General features: G+C 60.9%; 20 protein-coding genes, 2 tRNA genes and 1 rRNA gene. 10 read left to right on the top strand and 13 right to left on the bottom strand.

What is annotated here, in order from left to right; all coding sequences use genetic code 11:
• Window positions 1-59: 59 nt before the first annotated feature.
• Together G542_RS18540 and G542_RS18820 are read left to right on the top strand one after the other, a co-directional pair.
• A complete protein-coding gene (locus G542_RS18540) occupies window positions 60-227 on the top strand; it encodes a hypothetical protein (RefSeq protein WP_155826669.1) in 168 nt (55 codons plus the stop codon).
• A 144-nt stretch (window positions 228-371) separates the two neighbouring features.
• The gene (locus G542_RS18820; protein WP_162142358.1) at window positions 372-548 is read left to right on the top strand and encodes a hypothetical protein; all 177 of its coding nucleotides are present in this window, start codon (window positions 372-374) and stop codon (window positions 546-548) included.
• A gap of 151 nt (window positions 549-699) precedes the next feature.
• Here G542_RS18820 and G542_RS0111425 read toward each other — a convergent pair.
• The 10 genes from G542_RS0111425 to G542_RS0111380 all read right to left on the bottom strand — a co-directional run bounded on the left by G542_RS0111425 (window position 700) and on the right by G542_RS0111380 (window position 8,452).
• A tRNA-Pro gene (locus tag G542_RS0111425) sits at window positions 700-776 on the bottom strand.
• Window positions 777-807: 31 nt separating this feature from the next.
• A complete protein-coding gene (locus G542_RS17585; protein ID WP_081666819.1) occupies window positions 808-1,137 on the bottom strand; it encodes a MerR family transcriptional regulator in 330 nt (109 codons plus the stop codon).
• A complete protein-coding gene (locus tag G542_RS0111415; RefSeq protein WP_012698195.1) occupies window positions 1,115-1,420 on the bottom strand; it encodes an integration host factor subunit alpha in 306 nt (101 codons plus the stop codon). Before G542_RS0111415 ends, G542_RS17585 begins: the two co-directional genes overlap by 23 nt.
• A 97-nt stretch (window positions 1,421-1,517) precedes the next feature.
• Window positions 1,518-3,881, bottom strand: a complete 2,364-nt coding sequence (pheT, locus tag G542_RS0111410) for a phenylalanine--tRNA ligase subunit beta (RefSeq protein ID WP_027824176.1) — start codon at window positions 3,879-3,881, stop codon at window positions 1,518-1,520.
• Between the two features lie 18 nt (window positions 3,882-3,899).
• On the bottom strand, window positions 3,900-4,883 hold the full coding sequence (gene pheS, locus G542_RS0111405) for a phenylalanine--tRNA ligase subunit alpha (protein ID WP_027824175.1): 984 nt from the start codon (window positions 4,881-4,883) through the stop codon (window positions 3,900-3,902).
• Between the two features lie 119 nt (window positions 4,884-5,002).
• Entirely contained in the window at window positions 5,003-5,362 is a 360-nt protein-coding gene (gene rplT / locus G542_RS0111400; protein ID WP_027824174.1) for a 50S ribosomal protein L20, read from the bottom strand.
• A gap of 10 nt (window positions 5,363-5,372) precedes the next feature.
• Complete coding sequence (gene rpmI, locus G542_RS0111395; protein WP_012698199.1) at window positions 5,373-5,570, bottom strand: 50S ribosomal protein L35; 198 nt, start codon at window positions 5,568-5,570, stop codon at window positions 5,373-5,375.
• Between the two features lie 151 nt (window positions 5,571-5,721).
• On the bottom strand, window positions 5,722-6,240 hold the full coding sequence (infC, locus tag G542_RS0111390) for a translation initiation factor IF-3 (protein ID WP_172623009.1): 519 nt from the start codon (window positions 6,238-6,240) through the stop codon (window positions 5,722-5,724).
• Window positions 6,241-6,281: 41 nt separating this feature from the next.
• Window positions 6,282-8,183 carry a threonine--tRNA ligase gene (gene thrS / locus G542_RS0111385; protein WP_027824172.1) on the bottom strand — a complete coding sequence of 634 codons (1,902 nt, stop codon included), beginning with the start codon at window positions 8,181-8,183 and terminating at the stop codon, window positions 6,282-6,284.
• Between the two features lie 192 nt (window positions 8,184-8,375).
• Window positions 8,376-8,452 (bottom strand) — tRNA-Val (locus G542_RS0111380).
• 122 nt (window positions 8,453-8,574) lie between these two features.
• Between G542_RS0111380 and tgt the strand changes: the two genes are divergently transcribed.
• From tgt to secD, 3 genes are all read left to right on the top strand, one after another.
• Window positions 8,575-9,687: a tRNA guanosine(34) transglycosylase Tgt gene (tgt, locus tag G542_RS0111375; protein ID WP_027824171.1), complete on the top strand. Its 1,113-nt coding sequence runs from the start codon at window positions 8,575-8,577 to the stop codon at window positions 9,685-9,687.
• Window positions 9,688-9,755: 68 nt separating this feature from the next.
• The gene (gene yajC, locus G542_RS0111370) at window positions 9,756-10,034 is read left to right on the top strand and encodes a preprotein translocase subunit YajC (RefSeq protein ID WP_012698203.1); all 279 of its coding nucleotides are present in this window, start codon (window positions 9,756-9,758) and stop codon (window positions 10,032-10,034) included.
• Between the two features lie 69 nt (window positions 10,035-10,103).
• Window positions 10,104-11,921, top strand: a complete 1,818-nt coding sequence (gene secD / locus G542_RS0111365) for a protein translocase subunit SecD (protein WP_027824170.1) — start codon at window positions 10,104-10,106, stop codon at window positions 11,919-11,921.
• Between the two features lie 129 nt (window positions 11,922-12,050).
• Here the strand turns inward: secD and G542_RS0111360 are convergent, their stop codons facing one another.
• Entirely contained in the window at window positions 12,051-12,305 is a 255-nt protein-coding gene (locus G542_RS0111360) for an ArsR/SmtB family transcription factor (protein ID WP_012698205.1), read from the bottom strand.
• A gap of 175 nt (window positions 12,306-12,480) precedes the next feature.
• Between G542_RS0111360 and gpmI the strand changes: the two genes are divergently transcribed.
• The 5 genes from gpmI to argA all read left to right on the top strand — a co-directional run bounded on the left by gpmI (window position 12,481) and on the right by argA (window position 18,637).
• A complete protein-coding gene (gpmI, locus tag G542_RS0111355) occupies window positions 12,481-14,007 on the top strand; it encodes a 2,3-bisphosphoglycerate-independent phosphoglycerate mutase (RefSeq protein WP_027824168.1) in 1,527 nt (508 codons plus the stop codon).
• The gene (locus G542_RS0111350) at window positions 14,004-15,305 is read left to right on the top strand and encodes a murein hydrolase activator EnvC family protein (protein ID WP_027824167.1); all 1,302 of its coding nucleotides are present in this window, start codon (window positions 14,004-14,006) and stop codon (window positions 15,303-15,305) included. Before gpmI ends, G542_RS0111350 begins: the two co-directional genes overlap by 4 nt.
• Window positions 15,306-15,386: 81 nt before the next feature.
• Entirely contained in the window at window positions 15,387-16,793 is a 1,407-nt protein-coding gene (locus G542_RS0111345; protein ID WP_027824166.1) for a S41 family peptidase, read from the top strand.
• A 61-nt stretch (window positions 16,794-16,854) separates the two neighbouring features.
• Complete coding sequence (locus G542_RS0111340; protein ID WP_051190032.1) at window positions 16,855-17,250, top strand: hypothetical protein; 396 nt, start codon at window positions 16,855-16,857, stop codon at window positions 17,248-17,250.
• Between the two features lie 70 nt (window positions 17,251-17,320).
• Window positions 17,321-18,637: an amino-acid N-acetyltransferase gene (gene argA, locus G542_RS0111335; RefSeq protein ID WP_027824164.1), complete on the top strand. Its 1,317-nt coding sequence runs from the start codon at window positions 17,321-17,323 to the stop codon at window positions 18,635-18,637.
• Window positions 18,638-18,641: 4 nt separating this feature from the next.
• On the opposite strand, the gene galE is transcribed toward argA, so the two are convergent.
• Together galE and rrf are read right to left on the bottom strand one after the other, a co-directional pair.
• The gene (galE, locus tag G542_RS0111330; protein WP_027824163.1) at window positions 18,642-19,655 is read right to left on the bottom strand and encodes a UDP-glucose 4-epimerase GalE; all 1,014 of its coding nucleotides are present in this window, start codon (window positions 19,653-19,655) and stop codon (window positions 18,642-18,644) included.
• 235 nt (window positions 19,656-19,890) lie between these two features.
• Window positions 19,891-20,003 (bottom strand): 5S ribosomal RNA (rrf, locus tag G542_RS0111325).
• Window positions 20,004-20,150 lie beyond the last annotated feature (147 nt).

Below are 20,150 nucleotides of genomic sequence, written 5' to 3'. Positions count from 1 at the left end.
AAAGGCGGGATTCTAGCCGCTTCGCCCGGGATGCATGAATACCGGATGCCTCATGAACGATGAGTCTGCGCCAGATCAAACGCCGGAACAGCAAGGCCGCCATTGCGGAGACATGCCCTGACAGCACTGGTCTGGGCATTCACGGCCGGAAAATCCGGACTGGCGCAGGAAAATTGCAACAAATCGCGGTCGGCATACTGGCCACCGCTTTGTTTTCTGGCGGGTAATGGACAGGAGCTCAGCAGGAGCTGTCAGCCTGGCAAGCCGAAAAGCTTTCCATGTCGTCAGAGCCAGGTTGACACGACGGAAGGAAAGCCAGCTGCGCGGACATCAAGAAGATGCAAGGAAACGGGAAGAAACGCTGGTGACTGGTGCTGACGCTGTTAGCCATGCTGCGCCGCGAAATCGCCGGTTTGCGGCGCAATCCGTCCGCAGTTACCGCCGTAGCCAATCATTCCACGGCCGACACTGCCCTCGACGCATTCAGGGACGATATCGAGCGGAGACAGAGGCGGCTGACCGGCACGCAAACGATGCGAATACGCTGAATCAGGCGTGGCCGGTACCAGATCGCAAGTTAGGATGGGCTGGCTTTATTCCGGATTGAAGTAGAAGAATTTCTAACAGACAGATGATCAATCAAACAAAAAAGCCAACCTTCCGGTTGGCTTGTCTGATTGAACCTGCTGCAAATTCTGTTGGTCGGGGCGGCGGGATTCGAACTCGCGACCCCTTGCACCCCATGCAAGTGCGCTACCAGGCTGCGCTACGCCCCGACACAGGAAGCGGACTATACCAACTCGTTACTTACTCGTCAAAACCTTGTGCCAGGCCATCACGCAGCTGCATCAGCTGCCGGCGCAGTTCGGCAACGGTCAGCCGTTCTCCGTCCGGCCCCGGCGGCAGGCTCCAGCCGGTGGTGCCCTCCAGCATCCGGCCTCGCAGCCGGCGGGCCGCCAGTACTTCTTCACGCCGGTACTGGCGCCGGCCTCCGGCCGGCACGGCCGAATCGGCAAACTCGGCCTCCCAGGCACGGAAGGTTTCCGCATCCACACCGGCCAGCTGCGCCGCTTCTTCCAGACTGAAGTAGCGCTTGACCGGCACCGGCAACAAATCAGAGTGAGTGGCTGTTGGCATATTTCAGTTCGACCATGCCCTTGAGCTTCTGGCTCGCGTGAAAAGTCACCACACGGCGGGCGGTAATCGGGATTTCTTCCCCGGTCTTGGGATTGCGTCCGGGACGTTGCGGCTTGTCGCGCAACTGGAAATTGCCGAAACCCGACAATTTCACGCTATCACCCTCTTCCAGCGCCACGCGGATTTCCTCAAAAAAGGACTCCACCATGTCCTTCGACTCGCGCTTGCTGAGGCCAACCTTGTCGAACAGCAAATCGGCAAGTTCTGCCTTGGTCAGCGTCATGTCTTCCCCTCGGTATTCTGAATAGATTATTTGTCCAGACAACAAAGACGCCGTAGCGATACGGCGTCTTGAGCATGCAAAAACAGCAAAGAACCGATCAGACGCGAAGCACGACCCCATGCTGGCCGGCCGCAGCATCAATCATGCTGCTGATGGCCGCTTCGACTTCCTCGTCTGTCAGAGTGCGCGAAGTATCCTGCATTAACACCTTGAAAGCAAGGCTCTTTTTCCCCTCGTCGACACCCTTGCCGCGATAAACGTCAAAGAGCTGCACTTCGCGCACGAATGCCGGCGCTGCGCCCAGCAAGGACTGGCGTACAGCACCGGCCTCAACCCTCTCGGCGGCTACCAGCGCCACGTCACGCCGCACCGGCTGGAAACGGCTGACCGGCTGTGCCTCGATCCGGCTGCGGCCCAGCAATACGGCCAGATCCAGCTCGAAGAGCACCGGCGCCGCCGGCAGGTCGTACTGGTGCACCCAGCTGGGGTGCAGTTCACCCACTACGCCGACCCCCCGCCCGTCCAGCATCACCTCGGCGGTACGCCCCGGATGCAGGGCCGGATGTACGGCACGACGGAATTCGGCCCGACGCGGGAACAGCAACGCCTCGACATCGGCCTTGACGTCAAAGAAGTCCGTCCGCTCGGTCTTGCAGCCCCACTGTTCGGGCAGACGCGAGCCGTAGGCCAGCCCGGCCAGCCGCTCCGGCTGGGCCACCGAGCCGTCCGCTTCCTTGCGGAACACGCGGGCGATTTCAAACACGCGCACGCGCGGCTGCTTGCGGTTCAGGTTGCCGACCAGGGTATCGACCAGACCGCCGATCAGGGTCGAACGCATCACGCTCATCTGGCTGGCGATCGGGTTGATCAGGCGCACCGGATCGGCATTGCCGGCAAAATCGGTCTCCCACCGGGCGTCAACAAAGGCGTAGCTGACGATTTCCTGGTAATCGCGGCCCACCAGCGCCCGGCGCAGCAATTCGCGCGGGCTGCTTTCTTCCGGTTGCGGCAGCATGGCCAGCCCACCGTGCGGGCGGTCGGCCGGAATCGCCTCGTAGCCATGCACGCGGGCGATTTCCTCGATCAGGTCTTCCTCGATTTCAATGTCGAAACGGAAGCTCGGTGGAATGACGGCAAAGCCACCGTCCACCACGCTGAATTCGAATCCCAGCCGCTCGAGGATCAATGCCATGTCGTCAGCCGGCAGCGCCAGTCCGAGCACGCGGTTGACACGGGCCACCCGCACCACCACGGCCGGCTTGACCGGCAGGTCGGCCACCGCCTCGGTCAGCGGGCCGGCTTCGCCGCCACAGACCGACAGGATCAGGGCGGTAGCCCGCTCGATGGCATCCTGTTGCAGTGCATAGTCCACGCCGCGCTCGTAGCGGTAGGACGCATCCGAGGTCAGGCCCAGACGACGGGCGCGACCGGCAATCGCTTCCGGTGCAAAGAAAGCCGACTCGAGGAACACATCGGTAGTGTCGTCCGACACTTCGCTGTTGGCTCCGCCCATGATGCCGGCCAGCGCCACGGCCTTGCCGGCGTCGGCGATCACCAGCATGTCGGCATCCAGCGTCACGTCCTTGCCGTTGAGCAGGGTAAGCTGCTCGCCCGGGAGTGCCATGCGGACATTGATATCGCCATTGAGCCTAGCTAGATCGAAGGCATGCAGCGGCTGCCCCTGTTCCAGCAGCACGTAGTTGGTCACGTCGACCACGGCCGAAATCGAGCGCAGCCCGGCACGCTCAAGCTTGCGGCGCATCCAGTCCGGCGTGGCGGCACGGGCATTGACGTTGCGGATCACCCGGCCGATGTAGCGCGGGCAGGCAGCAGGCGCGGACAGCGTGACCTGACGGCGTTCGTCGATGACCGGCTCCACGGCGGCAATTGTCGGCTCGTTGAGGGTGGCTCCGGTCAGTGCGGCCACTTCGCGGGCTACGCCGCGCAGGCTCAGGCAGTCCGCCCGGTTCGGAGTGATCTTGAGTTCGATTGACTGGTCGTCCAGCGCCAGATAGTCGCGGATGCTCTGTCCGACCGGAGCATCGGCCGGCAGCAACAAGAGGCCGTCGACATCGTCGGGAATGCCCAGTTCCTTGCCGGAGCACAGCATGCCGTTGGAGACTTCGCCGCGCATCTTGGTCGGCTTGATCCTGAAGTCACCCGGCAGCTCGGCGCCCGGCAGGGCACACGGAATGCGCACGCCTTCGGCCACATTGGGGGCGCCGCAGACGATCTGTACCAGTTCGCCAGTACCGGCATCCACCTGGCACACGCGCAGGCGGTCGGCATTCGGATGCTTGACGACGGACTTGACCTCGGCGACCACGACGCCGCTGAACGGCGGTGCGGCCGGTTCGGTGTCTTCCACTTCCAGTCCGGCCATGGTCAGCAGATGGCACAAAGCCTGGGTATCGAGCGCGGGGTTGACCCACTCGCGCAGCCAGTGTTCGGAGAATTTCATGGTGGGGCTCCGCCGCGATCAGTTGAATTGCTTGAGGAAGGAGAGGTCGTTCTCGAAGAACAGCCGCAGGTCGGTCACGCCGTAGCGCAACATGGCAAAGCGGTCGAGGCCGATGCCGAAGGCAAAGCCGGTGTAGCGCTCAGGGTCGATGTTGACGTTGCGCAGGACGTTCGGGTGCACCATGCCGCAGCCGCCGACTTCCAGCCAGCCGTTCTTGCCCAGCACGTCGATTTCGGCGGATGGCTCGGTAAACGGGAAGAAACTCGGGCGGAAGCGCACTTGCAGGTCGTCGCGCTCGAAGAAGCGGCGCAGGAAGTCGGTCAGCGTGGCCTTGAGGTCGGCAAACGACACGCCGACGTCGACCCACAGGCCTTCCATCTGGTGGAACATCGGCGAGTGGGTGGCGTCGGAGTCCACCCGGTAGACGCGCCCCGGGGCGATGATCTTGATCGGCGGCTGGTTGGCCAGCATGTGGCGCACCTGGATCGGCGAGGTATGGGTACGCAGCACGTTGCCGCCCTCGACGTAGAAGGTGTCCTGCATGGCGCGGGCCGGATGGTCAGCCGGGATGTTGAGCGCCTGGAAGTTGTGGAAATCGTCTTCGATTTCCGGGCCGTCGGCAACTTCAAAGCCCATTGAGCGGAACAGCGAGGCGATGCGCTCGAGCGTGAGCGTGACCGGATGCAGGCCACCGACACCGGCGCCGCGCCCCGGCAGGGTGACGTCCAGCGCTTCGGCGGCAAGCTGGGCTTCGAGCCTGGCGGCATTAAGGGCGTCACGCCGGGCATTGTGGGCGGCTTCAAACTGTTGCTTGGCCACGTTGATGGTGGCGCCGGCCGCTTTCTTTTCTTCGGGCGGCAGCTTGCCCAGTTGCTTGAGCAGTTCGGTAATCTGGCCGGTCTTGCCCAGATAGCGGGCCTTGACCTGTTCGAGTTCGTTGAGGTCCTGCACGGCGGCGATGGCCGCCAGGCCCTCGGCAAGAAGGGTGTCGACGTGGCTCATGTCGGATCAGTTTCCAGAGGGAAGCGGTTGGCGAAAAGGGTGCACGCGCGCTTTTCGCCAAGCGTTCCGAATGTCGAAAAAAAAGGGAGGCAGCGGCCTCCCTTTTAATTGGCTTTCGCTCAGGCTGCGAGGCTTACCTTCGCCTTTTCGACGAGCTGGGCAAACACGGCCTTTTCGAACACGGCGAGGTCGGCCAGCACCTTGCGGTCGATCTCGATCGAGGCCTTCTTCAGGCCGTTCATGAACTTGCTGTACGACAGGCCGCATTCACGCGCAGCGGCGTTGATACGGGCAATCCACAGCTGGCGGAACTGGCGCTTGCGCTGACGGCGGTCACGGTAGGCGTACTGGCCTGCCTTCATGACAGCCTGCTTGGCTACACGGTATACGTTCTTGCGACGACCGCGATAGCCTTTGGCCAGAGCGAGGACTTTTTTGTGACGAGCGCGGGCGGTTACACCACGTTTAACGCGAGGCATCTTCTACTCCTTATGCGTAGGGCATCATTGCGCGAACGGAGGCCATGTTGGTTTCATGAACCATCACGGTGCCACGCAGCTGGCGCTTGGTCTTGGTGGTTTTTTTGGTCAGGATGTGACGCTTGAAGGCCATCGAGCGCTTCACACCACCATTGCCCAACACTTTGAGACGCTTTTTCGCGCTCGACTTGGTTTTCATCTTCGGCATGGAAGTAACTCCTGCGAGAGTTTTTTAGATTCGACACAGGGTGGCCGGCTGGCACTTGAAACCACTGTGTCCCGCTTTTGTGCAGCCCAAAGGCCGCTAATGTGTCGCGGCGGGACACGCCCGCCGCGTTCACAACCACTGCTGACCGGACTTACTTCTTTTTCGGCCCGATCATCATGACCATCTGGCGCCCTTCCAGCTTCGGGAACTGCTCGACGGTGCCAACTTCAACGAGGTCGGCTTCGACCCGCTTGAGCAGCGCCAGCCCGATGTCCTGGTGCGCCATTTCCCGCCCCCGGAAACGCAAGGTCACTTTGGCCTTGTCGCCGTCTTCGAGGAAACGGATCAGGTTGCGGATTTTCACGTTGTAATCGCCGTCGTCAGTGCCGGGGCGGAACTTGATTTCCTTGACCTGAATCTGCTTCTGCTTCTGCTTCTGCTCGTGCTTGCGCTTGCTTTCCTGGTACTTGAACTTGCCGTAGTCCATCACCTTGCAAACCGGCGGCTGGGCCGTGGGCGAGATTTCCACGAGGTCGAGTTCAAATTCCTCAGCCTTGGCGAAAGCTTCGCGCAGGCTGACGACTCCAAGCTGCTCCCCTTCCGGGCCGAGCAAGCGAACCTCACGGCCGGTAATTTCGCCGTTGATTCGCGGTTCACGTTCTTGAGCTATTGCCGTGTCTCCAAAAAATACGATGTCAGCCGCGCGTCATCTTAGTGCAGCAGTTCAGACTTCAGTCGTTCAATGAACTGGGAGAGCGGGATCTGGCCGAGGTCTTCGCCAGTCCGCGCACGCACGGCAACCAGAGCGCCTGCTTTTTCCTTGTCACCGACGATGATCTGGTACGGCAACTTCTGCAGGCTGTGTTCGCGGATTTTATAGCTGATCTTTTCGTTCCTCAAGTCAAGATCGACCCGGAAACCTTGTTTTTTCAGAGTTTCCGCAACTTCCGTCGCATATTCAGCCTGCGCTTCGGTGATATTGAGCACGGCCATCTGCACCGGTGCCAGCCACAGCGGCATGGCGCCGGCGTGGTGTTCGATCAGGATGCCGATGAAACGCTCCAGCGATCCGAGGATGGCCCGGTGCAGCATGACCGGGTGCTTCTTGGCGTTGTCCTCGGACACATACTCCGCCCCCAGACGCACCGGCAGGTTGAAGTCGAGCTGCAACGTGCCACACTGCCACACGCGCCCCAAGCAGTCCTTGAGCGAGAATTCGATCTTCGGACCATAGAAAGCGCCTTCGCCCGGTTGCAGCTCGTAGGCCAGACCCTTGGCGTCCAGCGCAGCAGCCAGTGCTGCTTCGGCCTGGTCCCACAGTTCGTCGGCACCGACACGCTTTTCCGGACGGGTAGACAGCTTGATCAGGATGTTGTCGAAACCGAAATCTTGGTACACCGCCTGCAAGAGGTCGATGAAGGCGGCCGTTTCCGGCTGCATCTGCGCCTCGGTACAGAAGATGTGAGCATCATCCTGAACGAAATTGCGCACACGCATGATGCCGTGCAGCGAACCAGACGGCTCGTTGCGGTGGCAGGAGCCGAATTCGGCCATGCGCAGTGGCAGGTCACGATAGCTCTTGAGGCCCTGGTTGAAAATCTGGATGTGGCACGGGCAGTTCATCGGCTTGACTGCGTAGTCACGCTTTTCCGATTCAGTGGTGAACATCAGGTCCTGGTACATGGCCCAGTGACCGGATTTTTCCCACAGTGAGCGGTCGACGATCTGCGGCGTACGCACCTCCTGGTAATCGTTGGCGATCAGGACGCGGCGCATGTACTGCTCGACCTGTTGCCACAGTGTCCAGCCTTTCGGGTGCCAGAACACCATGCCCGGCGCCTCGTCCTGGATGTGGAAGAGGTCCAGCTGGCGACCGAGCTTGCGGTGGTCGCGCTTTTCCGCCTCTTCCAGCATGTGCAGGTAGGCTTCGAGGTCTTCCTTTTTGGCCCAGGCCGTACCGTAGATGCGCTGCAGCATTTCGTTCTTGCTGTCGCCACGCCAGTAGGCGCCCGCCACCTTCATCAGCTTGAAAACCTTGAGCTTGCCAGTCGACGGTACGTGCGGACCGCGGCACAGGTCGGTGAAGTTACCCTCACGGTACAGGGACAGCACTTCACCCTGCGGGATCGATTCAATGATTTCTGCCTTGTAGGCTTCGCCGATGCTCTTGAAATAGGCAATGGCTTCGTCGCGAGGCAGTTCGTAGCGCTCGACCGGGATGTCTTTTTTGGCCAGTTCGGCCATTTTCTTTTCGATGGCGACCAGGTCTTCCGGCGTGAACGGACGCTTGTAACTGAAGTCGTAGTAAAAGCCGTTTTCGATTTCCGGGCCGATGGTGACCTGTGCTTCGGGGAACAGCTCCTTGACGGCACAGGCCAGCAAGTGGGCAGTCGAGTGACGCAGGATGCCCAGTCCGTCAGCATCCTTGTCGGTAACGATTGCCAGCTCGACGTCATGGTCGATCACGAACGAGGTATCCACCAGCGCCCCGTCCACACGACCGGCCAGCGCCGCGCGCGCCAGACCGGCGCCGATCGAGGCTGCGACGTCATGAACGGAAACCGGGTTCTCGAACTGACGGACCGAACCGTCAGGCAGACGAATGGCAGGCATGGTAATCCTTCTGGCTTTGGGGCCACTGGCCCGGCGGCACACGGCACCACCGCCGGAAAACAGACAAAAAAAAAGTGCGGTCTGAGCCGCACTTCGTTTTTATTTACACCGCAGTCTTACATGGCCCGACCAAACAGATGATGTCTGGTGTTGCTAGTTCGGGCATGCATGTCTGACTCCGATTCTGTATGTTGGTAGGCACGATTGGACTCGAACCAACGACCCCCACCATGTCAAGGTGGTGCTCTAACCAGCTGAGCTACGTGCCTGTCGAGAACCCGAACTATACGCACCTGCGCCGGTCATGGCAAGCGTTTTTGCGCAAAAAATCATGCGCCAGCACGCTTACGTTATACTAGCACGCTGATTTTTCGACATTTCAGCCTTCTTCATGCTCGAATTTACCCTGCACAAAACCAGCGGTCACGCCCGTCGCGGAACACTCCGCCTCAACCACGGCACCATCGAAACTCCGGTTTTCATGCCGGTTGGAACCTACGGCGCCGTCAAGGCCATGACGCCCGACCGCCTAGACGAAACCGGTGCCCAGATCATCCTTGGCAACACCTTTCACCTGTGGCTGCGGCCGGGCCTTGATGTCATCGGCACCTTCGGCGGCTTGCACGACTTCATCGGCTGGCACAAGCCGATCCTGACCGATTCGGGCGGCTTCCAGGTGTTCAGCCTCGGTGACCTGCGCAAGATTACCGAAGAAGGCGTGCACTTCCAGAGTCCGATCAACGGCGACAAGCTGTTCCTGTCACCGGAAAAGTCGATGGAAATCCAGACCGTCCTCAACTCCGACATCGTCATGCAGCTGGACGAATGCACGCCCGGCCAAGTGGACCACGCCACCGCCAAGGCCTCCATGCAGATGAGCCTGCGCTGGGCCGAGCGCAGCCGGCGCGCCTTTGACGACTACCGCAATCCCAACGCCCTGTTCGGCATCGTGCAGGGCAACCTGTACTTAGATTTGCGCGAAGAATCCCTCAAGGGACTCACCGACATCGGCTTTGACGGCATTGCCGTGGGCGGCCTGTCGGTCGGCGAGCCCAAGCCGGAAATGTACCGCGTACTGCGCGAAGTCGGCCCGATGCTGCCGGCCGACAAGCCGCACTACCTGATGGGCGTCGGCACACCCGAAGACCTGGTGGAAGGCGTCGCCAACGGCATCGACATGTTCGACTGCGTCATGCCGACCCGCAACGCCCGCAACGGCTGGCTGTTTACCCGCTGGGGCGATGTCAAGATCAAGAACGCCCGCTACAAGGACGACACCCGTCCGCTGGACGAACAGTGCAGCTGTTATACCTGCCGCCACTTCAGCCGCGGCTACCTGCACCATCTGCACCGCACCGGCGAAATCACCGGCGCCATGCTCAATACCGTCCACAACCTGCATTACTACCAGGAACTGATGGCCGGCATGCGCGCCGCCATCGAGGCCGACAGCTTTGCCGGATTCCAGCAGGAATTCCATGCCCAACGTGCCCGAGGTGCGTAAGCGACTGCCAGGCACCTTTCCGTTACAATGCCCCGTTCTTCAGTACTGACCCTTCCCGGAGACCCTCCATGAACGAACAACTGATGTCGTTCCTGCCCATGATCGTCATCTTCGTGCTCTTCTGGTTCCTGCTGGTTCGCCCGCAGCAGAAGAAAATGAAGGAACACAAGACCATGCTCGAAGCCCTGCAAAAAGGCGACGAAGTCGTGACCCAGGCCGGCATGATCGGCCGCATCACCAAGCTCGACGACAACAACGTGACGGTGGAAGTCGCCAAGAACGTTGAAATCCAGTTCCAGCGCGCCGCCATCGGCAACAAGCTGGAAAAAGGCAGCTACAAAGGCTAAGCCTGTCTCACGCGCCGCAGCACCTTCGTGCGTGCGGCGCGTTCGATTTCCCTTCAGACATTCCCTCCCATGAACCGCTATCCGCTTTGGAAGTACCTGATCATTGCACTGGCCCTGATCGTCAGTGCGATCTACACCGTACCGAACTTCTACGGCGAAAGCCCGGCGGTGCAGATTTCTAGCACGCGCAGCGCCTATCCGGTCAACACATCGCTGATGGACCAGGTGGAAACCCTGCTGAAAACCCGCGAGCTTTCCCCCGACGGCATCTACCTTGACGGCGGCAGCCTCAAGGTGCGCTTTCGCAGCCCCGACGAACAGCTCAAGGCCCGCGATGCCATCCAGCAGGCACTGGGCGACCATTACATCGTCGCACTGAACCTGCTCTCCTCGTCCCCGGCCTGGCTCGCCTCGATCAAGGCCCACCCGATGTTCCTCGGCCTTGACCTGCGCGGCGGCGTGCACTTCCTGCTGGAAGTCGACATGAAAGCCGCCGTCGACAAGACGCTGGAACGCTACGCCGGCGACATCCGCCGCGAACTCAAGGCCAAGAAGATCCGCTACGGCCAGATCCGCCGTACCGGCGATTCGCTGGAAATCGGCGCCCGTGACGAAGCCACCCTCAAGGCCATCGAAGACGTCATCGCCCGCCAGCTGCCCAACCTGACCCTGCGCGCCGACGACAACACCGGCCGCCTGATCGCCGCCCTCTCCGAACCGGAAATCCGCAAGGTGCAGGAAGACGCCGTCCGCCAGAACATCACCACCCTGCACAACCGCGTGAACGAACTGGGCGTGGCCGAACCGGTCATCCAGCAGTCCGGCGCCAACCGCATCGTGGTCCAGCTGCCGGGCGTACAGGACACGGCCAAGGCCAAGGACATCCTCGGCCGCACAGCCACCCTCGAAGTGCGCATGGTCGAAGACGACAGCCAGAAACTGTCCGACGCCATTGCCGGCGTCACGCCGGCCGGCTACGAGCTGATGCAGGAAATGACCTCGCGTGGCCCGCAGCCGATCCTCGTCAAGAAGGAAGTCGAACTGACCGGCGACAACATCAACGATGCCCAGCCGGGCTTCGATGAAAACGGCACGCCGGCCGTGCACATCAATCTTGACTCGACCGGCAGCTCCATCTTCCGCCAGGTCACCGCCGAGAACATCGGCCGCCGCATGGCGATGATCCTCGTCGAAAAGGGCAAGGGCGAAGTGGTGACTGCACCGGTCATCCGCAGCGAAATCGGCGGTGGCCGTGTGCAGATCTCCGGTTCGATGAACGCTGCCGAAGCCAACGACGTGGCACTGCTGCTGCGCGCCGGCTCGCTGGCTGCTCCGATGAACATCATCGAAGAACGCACGGTCGGTCCGTCGCTCGGTGCCGACAACATCCGCATGGGATTCAACTCGACGGTGTACGGCTTCCTCGCCATCGCAGTGTTCATGGTGTTCTATTACCGCGTGTTCGGCACGATTTCGACCCTGTCGCTCGGCGCCAACGTGATGTTCCTGATTGCACTCCTGTCGATGCTTCAGGCCACGCTGACGCTGCCGGGCATTGCCGCCATCGCGCTGACGCTGGGCATGGCCATCGACGCCAACGTGCTGATCAACGAACGGGTGCGCGAGGAACTGCGCAACGGCATGCCGCCTCAAGCAGCCATCCGCGCCGGTTACGACCATGCCTGGCACACGATCCTCGACTCCAACATCACCACACTGATCGCTGGCCTGGCCCTGCTGATTTTCGGCTCCGGTCCGGTGCGCGGCTTTGCCGTGGTGCACTGTCTGGGCATCCTGACGTCAATGTTCTCGGCGGTGATGGTGTCGCGCGGACTGGTCAACCTGGTCTACGGCTCGCGCAGGCGGCTGACCACGCTGTCGATCTGAGTTACTGGCAATAAAAAGAGCGACCTTGATGGTCGCTCTTTTGCATTCCGCCCTGACTGCTGCCGACAAAAAAACCCTTCCGGTGAAGGGGCAGACTCAAGCCGGAACCCGGCAGGCAACAGAACAGGCTTATTCGCTGAAGCCGCAGAATACTTCGCGCATCATGCGCAGCACTTCCAGCGTACGCAGGTCACCCACCCGGTAATACACCCGGTTGGCGTCCTTGCGGGTCCGCAGCACGCCTTTGTCGCGCATAATGGCCAAATGCTGGGAAATGTTCGATTGTGAGGTCCCCACGCGCTCGACGATGTCCTGCACACTGACCTCGCGGTCGCCGAGCACCGAGATGATCTTGAGCCGCAAGGGATGTGACATCGCTTTCATCGCGCGCGATGTCTGTTCAATATGATCTTCGGTAAAAAGCAAGGGACCGGCTCCTAGCAAAGGCGCGTCAACCGAATGGCAAACTATGCCATCACCAAATCGTTAGAATAGTAGCCTGAAAGCGTGCCATCATCAAGAAGCACTAATATACAAAACGATTAAACTTGGATTTTTCATGAAAAGCATCACTCCTGTCCTGCTCCTGATTCTGGATGGCTTTGGCCACCGCCTGGACGGCGATGATAATGCCATCGCACTGGCCCGCACCCCCAACTGGGACCGCCTGCGCCGCGACCATCCCTACGGCACCATCGACGCATCCGAGCGTGCCGTGGGCCTGCCCCGCGGCCAGTTCGGCAACTCGGAAGTCGGCCACCTCAACATCGGGGCCGGACGGATCGTGACGCAAGACATCAGCCGCATCGACCTTGATCTGGAAGAACAGCGCTTTGCCGGCAATCCGGCCTTTACGCATGCTTTTGCAGCAGCCCGGGGCCATGCCCTGCACATTCTCGGCCTGCTGTCCGACGGCGGTGTCCACAGCCATGAAAACCACATCCACGCGCTGATCCGCGCAGCCCAGGCTGCGGGCGTTGCCGACATCCGCGTACACGCCTTCCTTGACGGCCGCGATACACCGCCGCGCAGCGCCCGGACCTACCTCGAGCGGCTGGATGCCGTACTGGCCGAATGCCCGAACGCCCGGCTCGCCACCGTCTGCGGCCGCTACTTTGCCATGGACCGTGACAAGCGCTGGGAACGGGTCGAACAGGCTTACCGCCTGATCGTGGACGGCGAAGCCGCATTCCAGGCCGATGACGGCCTCTCGGCGCTGGCTGCCGCTTACGCCCGCGATGAAAACGACGAATTTGTCCGGGCCACCCGCATCGGAGCCCCGGCTCCCATGCAGGATGGCGATGCCGTCATCTTCATGAACTTCCGCGCCGACCGGGCCCGCGAACTGACCAGCGCCCTGACCGATCCGGAATTTGACGGATTTTCCGCCCGCCAGCCCCGGCTGTCGGACTATGTCACCCTCACCCGCTATGGCGCCGACTATGCCAGCCTGTCGATCGCCTATCCGCCGCAGACCATCCGCAACGGTTTCGGCGAATACCTGGCCTCACAAGGGCTGCGCCAGCTCCGGATCGCCGAAACCGAAAAGTATCCGCACGTCACCTATTTCTTCAATGGTGGCGAAGAAACCGTCTACCCGGGTGAAGATCGCATCCTCGTACCGTCTCCCAAGGTCGCCACCTACGACCTGCAACCGGAAATGAGTGCGGAAGAAGTGACCAACCGCATTGTCGAAGCCATCAACAGCCGGCAATATCAGGCCATCATTTGCAACTACGCCAACGGGGACATGGTCGGACACACCGGCAGCCTGCCCGCCGCCATCCGCGCGGTCGAAACGCTTGACGGCTGCATCAACCGCTGCGTGGAGGCCATGCTCGCCAATGGCGGCGAAGTGCTGATCACCGCCGACCACGGCAACTGCGAACAGATGGACGACCCGCTCCACCAGCAACCGCATACCCAGCACACCACCAACCTGGTTCCGTTGTGCTACGTCGGACACCGGCCGGCGCGCATCCTTGAAGGCGGCGCCCTCAAGGACATCGCCCCCACCCTCCTCGCACTGATGGGCCTGCCGGCACCTGACGACATGACCGGACATTCTCTCGTCGAACTGCTGTGAAACACCTTGCCAGCCTTCTCCTGCTCACCCCGGTCGCCGTGGCTCTCGCGGCACCGGAAGCTCCGCTGTCGACCGCACCGGTCCAGCAGGACCTGAAGGAAATCCGCCAGCAGATCAATACGCTGAAAAAAGACCTGCGCACCAAGGAGTCCGACCGCGCCGAGGCCAGCGATGCCCTCAAGGCCAGTGCTGCTGCCGTGGCCGAGGCCTCGCGCCTGCTTCAGGAACTGGAACAGCAACAGGGCCAGACCCAGCAGGCCCTGCACCAGTTGCAACAGGAAATCCTCAAGGTCACCCAGCAGGTCAACAAAAACCGCCAGCGCGTATCCCGCATCCTGAAGGCGCAATACGTCAACCGCCATAGCGCCGATCCACTGGCCCTGTTCCTGCAACAGGACAACCCCAACCGCTTTGCCCGCGACCTCAGCTATTACGGCTACCTTGCCCGGGCGCAGCAGCAGGAATTCGACCAGCTGCACGAACGGCTGACCGAACTCGATGCCCTGTCATCCCGGCTGGAGTCCGAACAGACCAAGCTCGCACGGCTTGAAGAAGAACGGCAAAAGCGCAAGGCCAGTCTCGTCAACCAGCAGCAGTCACATGCCACCCTGGTCGCCCGACTGTCCAAAGAGATCGACAGCCAGCAAACCCGTATCGCCAACCTGCAGGAAGACGAAAAGCGCCTGACCCAGCTGATCGCCCGCATCCAGCGCCAGATTGCCGAGCGCCGCCGCGAAGAGGCCCGCAAGCGGGCCGAAGCCCGCAAGCAGGCCCAGATCGCCGCCCGCCGTGAAGCCGAGCGCCGGGCGGCCGAAGCCCGCAAGGCCGGCAAGCCGGTCCCCAAGGCCGAACCCGTCAAGGAAGCACCGGTGGTAGACGACGTGGCAGACGACTCGGCCGCCGGCCGGGCCTTCGGCTCGCTGCGCGGCCGCATGAAGCTGCCGGCTTCGGGCACCATCAGCGGCCAGTTTGGCGCTCGCCGCAGCGAAGGCACCAGCTGGCGCGGCGTCTTCATCAAGGCACCGGAAGGCCAGCCGGTCCGGGCCGTGGCCGACGGGCGCGTGGTGTATGCAGATACCTTGCGCGGATTCGGAAATATGCTGATCATCGATCACGGCGGCGGTTACATGACCATTTATGGCAATGGCAACCAGTTGGCCAAATCCGTCGGCGCCACCGTACGCGCCGGTGATGTCGTCGCCAGCACCGGCAACAGCGGCAACATGGAAGATTCCGGCATCTATTTCGAACTCCGCCACCTCGGGCAACCACTCAACCCGTCAAAATGGGCGCGTTAACCTTTAATCCACACGTATTCATGATGAACCGGCCAGCCGTCCACCATACCTGCACGGCAGGCCAGCGGGAGATTCCACTCGATGCACAATAGCCGGCAAAAATTTGCCCTCGTCAGCGCTGGCGCCATCGCCGGTGCCATCCTCACCCTGTCGATCACCGCCTCGGCCGACAAGGAAGCCCTGGCGCCCTTGCCGCTGAACGAGCTGCGCACCTTCGCCGAGGTATACGGCCGGATCAAGGCTGATTACGTCGAGCCAGTCGACGACAAGAAACTGATTACCGAGGCCATCAACGGCATGGTGTCGGGACTGGACCCGCATTCGTCCTACCTCGACCCGGAAGCCTACAAGGAGCTGCGCGAAGGCACGCAGGGTGAATTCGGCGGACTGGGCATCGAGATCGGCATGGAAGACGGCCTCGTGCGCATCATCGCGCCGATCGAAGACACGCCGGCTGCCCGTGCCGGCCTCAAGAGCGGTGACCTGATCGTCAAGATCGACGATACCCCGGTGCGCGGCCTGACCAGTACCGAGGCAGTCAAGCGCATGCGCGGCAAGCCGGGTACGCCGGTCATCCTGACCATCAGCCGCAAGAGCGAGGCCCGGACCTTCCAGGTGCAGCTGACCCGCGCTATCATCAAGACCAAGAGCGTCAAGCCAAAGCTGATCGAGCCGGACATCGGCTACGTCCGCATCACCCAGTTCCAGGAGCACACGGTCGAAAACCTGGTACAGGGCATCAACCAGATCTACAAGGACAACAAGACTCCGCTGAAAGGCTTGGTGCTGGACCTGCGTGACGATCCGGGCGGCCTGCTGAACGCGGCCGTCGGCGTCTCGGCCGCCTTCCTGCCTGCCAATACGCTGGTGGTCTATACCGAAGGCCGCACGCCGGATGCCAAGATGCAGCTGACGTCGATTCCGGAAAACTACGTCCGCGAACCGGGCAAGCCCGACCCGCTCAAGAGCCTCGTCCCCGAGGCCCGCACGGTACCGATCGTGATCCTCGTCAATGGCGGCACCGCCAGCGCCTCGGAAATCGTCACCGGCGCCCTCCAGGACCACAAGCGCGCCATCGTGGTCGGTACCCAGACCTTCGGCAAGGGTTCGGTCCAGTCGGTGTTGCCGCTGGGCAGTGCCGGCGGCATCAAGCTGACCACCGCCCGTTACTTCACCCCCAAGGGTACGTCGATCCAGGCCAAGGGCATTACGCCGGATGTCGAAGTCGAGGAAATAGCCGTCGCCGGTGACGAGCGCAAGCCGCTGACCATGCCGGTCCGCATCCGCGAAGCCGACCTGGAGCATCACCTGAGCAACCCGAACGGCGACAAGTCCGGCAACAAACTGGTCCCGACAGACAAGCCGGCCGCACCGGACAAGGCCGACGAAGCGCCGGTCAATCCACGCGAGCCGAATCCGAAAACCGACAACCAGCTGGCGCAGGCCTTGAACATCCTCAAGGTGCAGCAAATACTGCAAAAACCGTAAGCGCCACCGCTGCCAGACACACCGCCTTCGGGCGGTGTGTTTTTTTGGAGGAGCCACAGGCATGCCACAGCCATCCACCGTCATCCAGATACGGGAGCTGCGACTGGCCTCCCTGCCTGCCGGCCAGGGCCCGCTGGTCATGGCATGGCTGGGCCGGCTTCCCGGACTGGAAGTGAGCCAAAACGGTCCACTGACACTGACCATTCGTTATGCTGCCGGCCAGTATCGGATGAGTGAGCTGCGTCAACTGCTGACGGATGCCAGCTTTCATCCGGACAACAGCCTGTGGTCCAGGCTGCGTCTGGCTCTCTACGATTACAGCGACCAGCTGGCCCGTCACAATCTGGCGCAACCTGCCTCCCGCTCGTACAGCCGTGAGGCCTATGCCCGGATTTACCAGCAGCACCTGCACGGCGACCACGACGACACACCGGAAGAACTGCGGCATGACAGCTAGGCATCATGCATTCCCAATACCAGACAATGCTGTTACCCTTTTTGACTTGCCATTGTCTTGATTGTGCACCATGTACGCTTCCGCTTTTGTCCAGAGTTTCCGCGAAGCCGCTCCTTATATCCATGCGTTTCGCGGGCGTACTTTTGTCATCGGATTTGGCGGTGAAGCACTCGAGCAAGGACGGTTTGCATCGCTGTCCCATGACATCAACCTGCTGGTCAGCCTCGGGGTCAAGGTAGTGCTGGTGCATGGCGCCCGGCCCCAGATTGATGAACTGTTGAAAATCCGTGGCATTACGCCACGCATCCATCTGGACCGGCGGGTAACAGACAGCGACACGATCGAAATCGTCAAACAGGCTGTGGGCTGGACGCGTGCGGAAATCGAGGCACAGCTGTCGGTCGCCCTGCCGGATTCCCCCATGGCCGGGGCCAACCTGCGCATTGTCGGTGGCAACCACATTGTCGCCCGGCCGCTGGGCGTCATCGATGGCGTGGACATGCAGTACAGCGGTCAGGTCCGCAAGCTGGACGTGCAGGCCATCCGCCACCAGCTGGACTTCGGTGAACTGGTGCTGCTGTCTCCGCTGGGTTATTCACCGACTGGCGAGATTTTCAACCTCAGCATGCCAGAGGTTGCCGCCGCCGCTGCCGCAGCCCTGCATGCAGAAAAACTGCTGTTTGTCCTCGATACGCCAAGCGGAGTCCAGGACAAGAATGGCCGCCACATTACCGAATTCACCGCCCGGGAAGGACTGGAATGGCTGGATCATTCGGCCCGGCATCTGGGGGCCGGCATGCGTCACTGCCTGAAAGCCGCGCTGGATACGGTCATAAGCGGAGTCAAACGGGCACACATCGTCAGCCAGCACCTTGATGGCGCCCTGCTCAAGGAGCTGTTCACCCATGATGGCTGTGCCACCATGATCTCGGCCGAACCATTGCAGGTCTGGCGCCAGGCCGTCATTGAGGATGTCGGCAGCATTCTGGCCCTGATCGAACCACTTGAACGGTCAGGAGCCCTGGTCAAGCGCGGCCGGGAACTGATCGAAATGGATATCCACCGGTTTTATGTCATCGAACATGATGGGAAAATCACCGGATGCGTTGCCCTGAACCTGTTTCCGGAAGACCATGTTGCCGAACTGGCGTGTCTGGCCGTACTGCCCGCCTGGCAAAAACGTGGCCAAGGTGATGCCCTGTTGCGTCACACCGTCCAGAAAGCCTGGCAGCTGGGCATGAAGCGGCTTTTTGTCCTGACCACGCAGACGGCACACTGGTTTATCGAGCGCGGTTTTGCTGAAGGTGACCTGTCTGAACTCCCCGAGCGCAAACAGGCGCTGTACAACTATCAGCGCCGCTCGAAAGTCCTGTTCCGGAATCTCTGAAACACTATCCGGCAAATGATTGCTTCAGCCGCTGCTGGAAGTTCCAGGTAGAGCGACACATTTCGTCCAGATCCCGGTTAGCCTGCCAGCCCAGCAAACGGTTGGCCTTGCCAGCATCGGCATAATAGGCCGGCAAGTCACCGGCCCGCCGGGCAGCAACCTGGTACGGAACCGGGCGACCGCTGGCCTTTTCAAACGAACGGATCACGTCCAGCACACTGATGCCTTGTCCTGTTCCCAGATTGAAAGCGTGCCATCCGGCATGTGATTGCAGGTAGTCCAGAGCTGCTGCATGCCCCTCAACCAGATCCATTACGTGCACGTAATCACGCACACCGGTGCCGTCCGGCGTGTCGTAATCATCACCAAAAACCGACAGGAACGGACGCTCACCCGATGCAACCTGGGCGATGAACGGCATCAGGTTATTGGGAATACCCAGGGGATTTTCTCCGATCAGGCCGGATTCATGGGCTCCGACGGGATTGAAGTAACGCAGGCAAGCAATGCACCACGCTGGACTGGATACAGCCAGATCAGCAAGCATGTCTTCTACATGCTGCTTTGTACGCCCGTATGGATTGATGGCACCTACAGGGTGTTTTTCATCGTATGGCAGATACCGGGGCGTGCCATAAACCGTTGCACTGCTGCTGAAAACCAGACGATGAATACCGGCTGACTCCATGGCCTGCACGAGGCTGATCGTACCCTGGACATTATTCGCATAATAATCGATGGGCTTTTGCACGGATTCGCCGACTGCTTTCAATCCGGCAAAATGCACTACCGCATCAATTGCATGTCTTTTCAGCGCATCAGCAAGAATATCCCGATCCCGCACATCACCAATCACAAGCGGTACGGTTTTTCCGGCAAGAAAAGAAACCCTCTCGGCCACTCCTGCATCACTGTTGACCAGGTTATCAAACAAGACAACTTGATGGCCAAACCGTGCAAATACCACTGCGGCGTGACTGCCGATATAACCGGTCCCACCAGTCAACAGAATATTCATTGCATCCTCATCCAAGCTGTAACCCGTTCATTCAGCAGGCAGTATACAAGTGGCACCTGCAGCTGACACCCTTTGAGAACATTGCGTTTCTTGAGGACAAGCGGAGAAGCTGGTCAGGATGGGCAAAGGTTCAGCCTGTTCCCGGACTCGATGCAGGCGGTCGTATACGCGTACGCGCGAGGACGGGCATGACAAAGCAAAGGCCCCCAGCGTGTGCTGGGGGCCTTGATGGGGAGCCTGGCGGTGTCCTACTTTCGCACGGGTATCCGTACTATCATCGGCGCTAAGTGGTTTCACGGTCCTGTTCGGGATGGGAAGGGGTGGGACCCACTCGCTATGGCCACCAGGCATAAACTGTCGAGCCGTCGTGCTGCTTTCGCAACACGCCGCCTCATCAAACGGTCAAAGAAGTGACAGGTCAGATCGATCGTCGCATTCACTGAATGCTTCAACTTATAGGATCAAGCCTCACGGGTAATTAGTATCGGTTAGCTT

Source organism: Laribacter hongkongensis DSM 14985 (assembly GCF_000423285.1).
Classification (GTDB): Bacteria; Pseudomonadota; Gammaproteobacteria; order Burkholderiales; family Aquaspirillaceae; genus Laribacter; species Laribacter hongkongensis.
The sequence above is the reverse complement of the archived record's forward strand: the minus strand, read 5'-3'. Positions and strand labels throughout refer to the sequence as shown.

Bases quoted from the DNA above. Each gene is read 5' to 3' on its own strand.
- G542_RS0111340 (WP_051190032.1), top strand. From the start codon at position 16,855: ATGCCACAGCCATCCACCGTCATCCAGATACGGGAGCTGCGACTGGCC.
- G542_RS0111415 (WP_012698195.1), bottom strand. From the start codon at position 1,420: ATGACGCTGACCAAGGCAGAACTTGCCGATTTGCTGTTCGACAAGGTT.
- tgt (WP_027824171.1), top strand. From the start codon at position 8,575: ATGCTCGAATTTACCCTGCACAAAACCAGCGGTCACGCCCGTCGCGGA.
- G542_RS18540 (WP_155826669.1), top strand. From the start codon at position 60: ATGAGTCTGCGCCAGATCAAACGCCGGAACAGCAAGGCCGCCATTGCG.
- argA (WP_027824164.1), top strand. From the start codon at position 17,321: ATGTACGCTTCCGCTTTTGTCCAGAGTTTCCGCGAAGCCGCTCCTTAT.
- yajC (WP_012698203.1), top strand. From the start codon at position 9,756: ATGAACGAACAACTGATGTCGTTCCTGCCCATGATCGTCATCTTCGTG.
- G542_RS0111360 (WP_012698205.1), bottom strand. From the start codon at position 12,305: ATGAAAGCGATGTCACATCCCTTGCGGCTCAAGATCATCTCGGTGCTC.
- galE (WP_027824163.1), bottom strand. From the start codon at position 19,655: ATGAATATTCTGTTGACTGGTGGGACCGGTTATATCGGCAGTCACGCC.
- rplT (WP_027824174.1), bottom strand. From the start codon at position 5,362: ATGCCTCGCGTTAAACGTGGTGTAACCGCCCGCGCTCGTCACAAAAAA.
- secD (WP_027824170.1), top strand. From the start codon at position 10,104: ATGAACCGCTATCCGCTTTGGAAGTACCTGATCATTGCACTGGCCCTG.
- pheT (WP_027824176.1), bottom strand. From the start codon at position 3,881: ATGAAATTCTCCGAACACTGGCTGCGCGAGTGGGTCAACCCCGCGCTC.
- pheS (WP_027824175.1), bottom strand. From the start codon at position 4,883: ATGAGCCACGTCGACACCCTTCTTGCCGAGGGCCTGGCGGCCATCGCC.
- G542_RS17585 (WP_081666819.1), bottom strand. From the start codon at position 1,137: ATGCCAACAGCCACTCACTCTGATTTGTTGCCGGTGCCGGTCAAGCGC.
- rpmI (WP_012698199.1), bottom strand. From the start codon at position 5,570: ATGCCGAAGATGAAAACCAAGTCGAGCGCGAAAAAGCGTCTCAAAGTG.
- thrS (WP_027824172.1), bottom strand. From the start codon at position 8,183: ATGCCTGCCATTCGTCTGCCTGACGGTTCGGTCCGTCAGTTCGAGAAC.
- G542_RS0111345 (WP_027824166.1), top strand. From the start codon at position 15,387: ATGCACAATAGCCGGCAAAAATTTGCCCTCGTCAGCGCTGGCGCCATC.
- gpmI (WP_027824168.1), top strand. From the start codon at position 12,481: ATGAAAAGCATCACTCCTGTCCTGCTCCTGATTCTGGATGGCTTTGGC.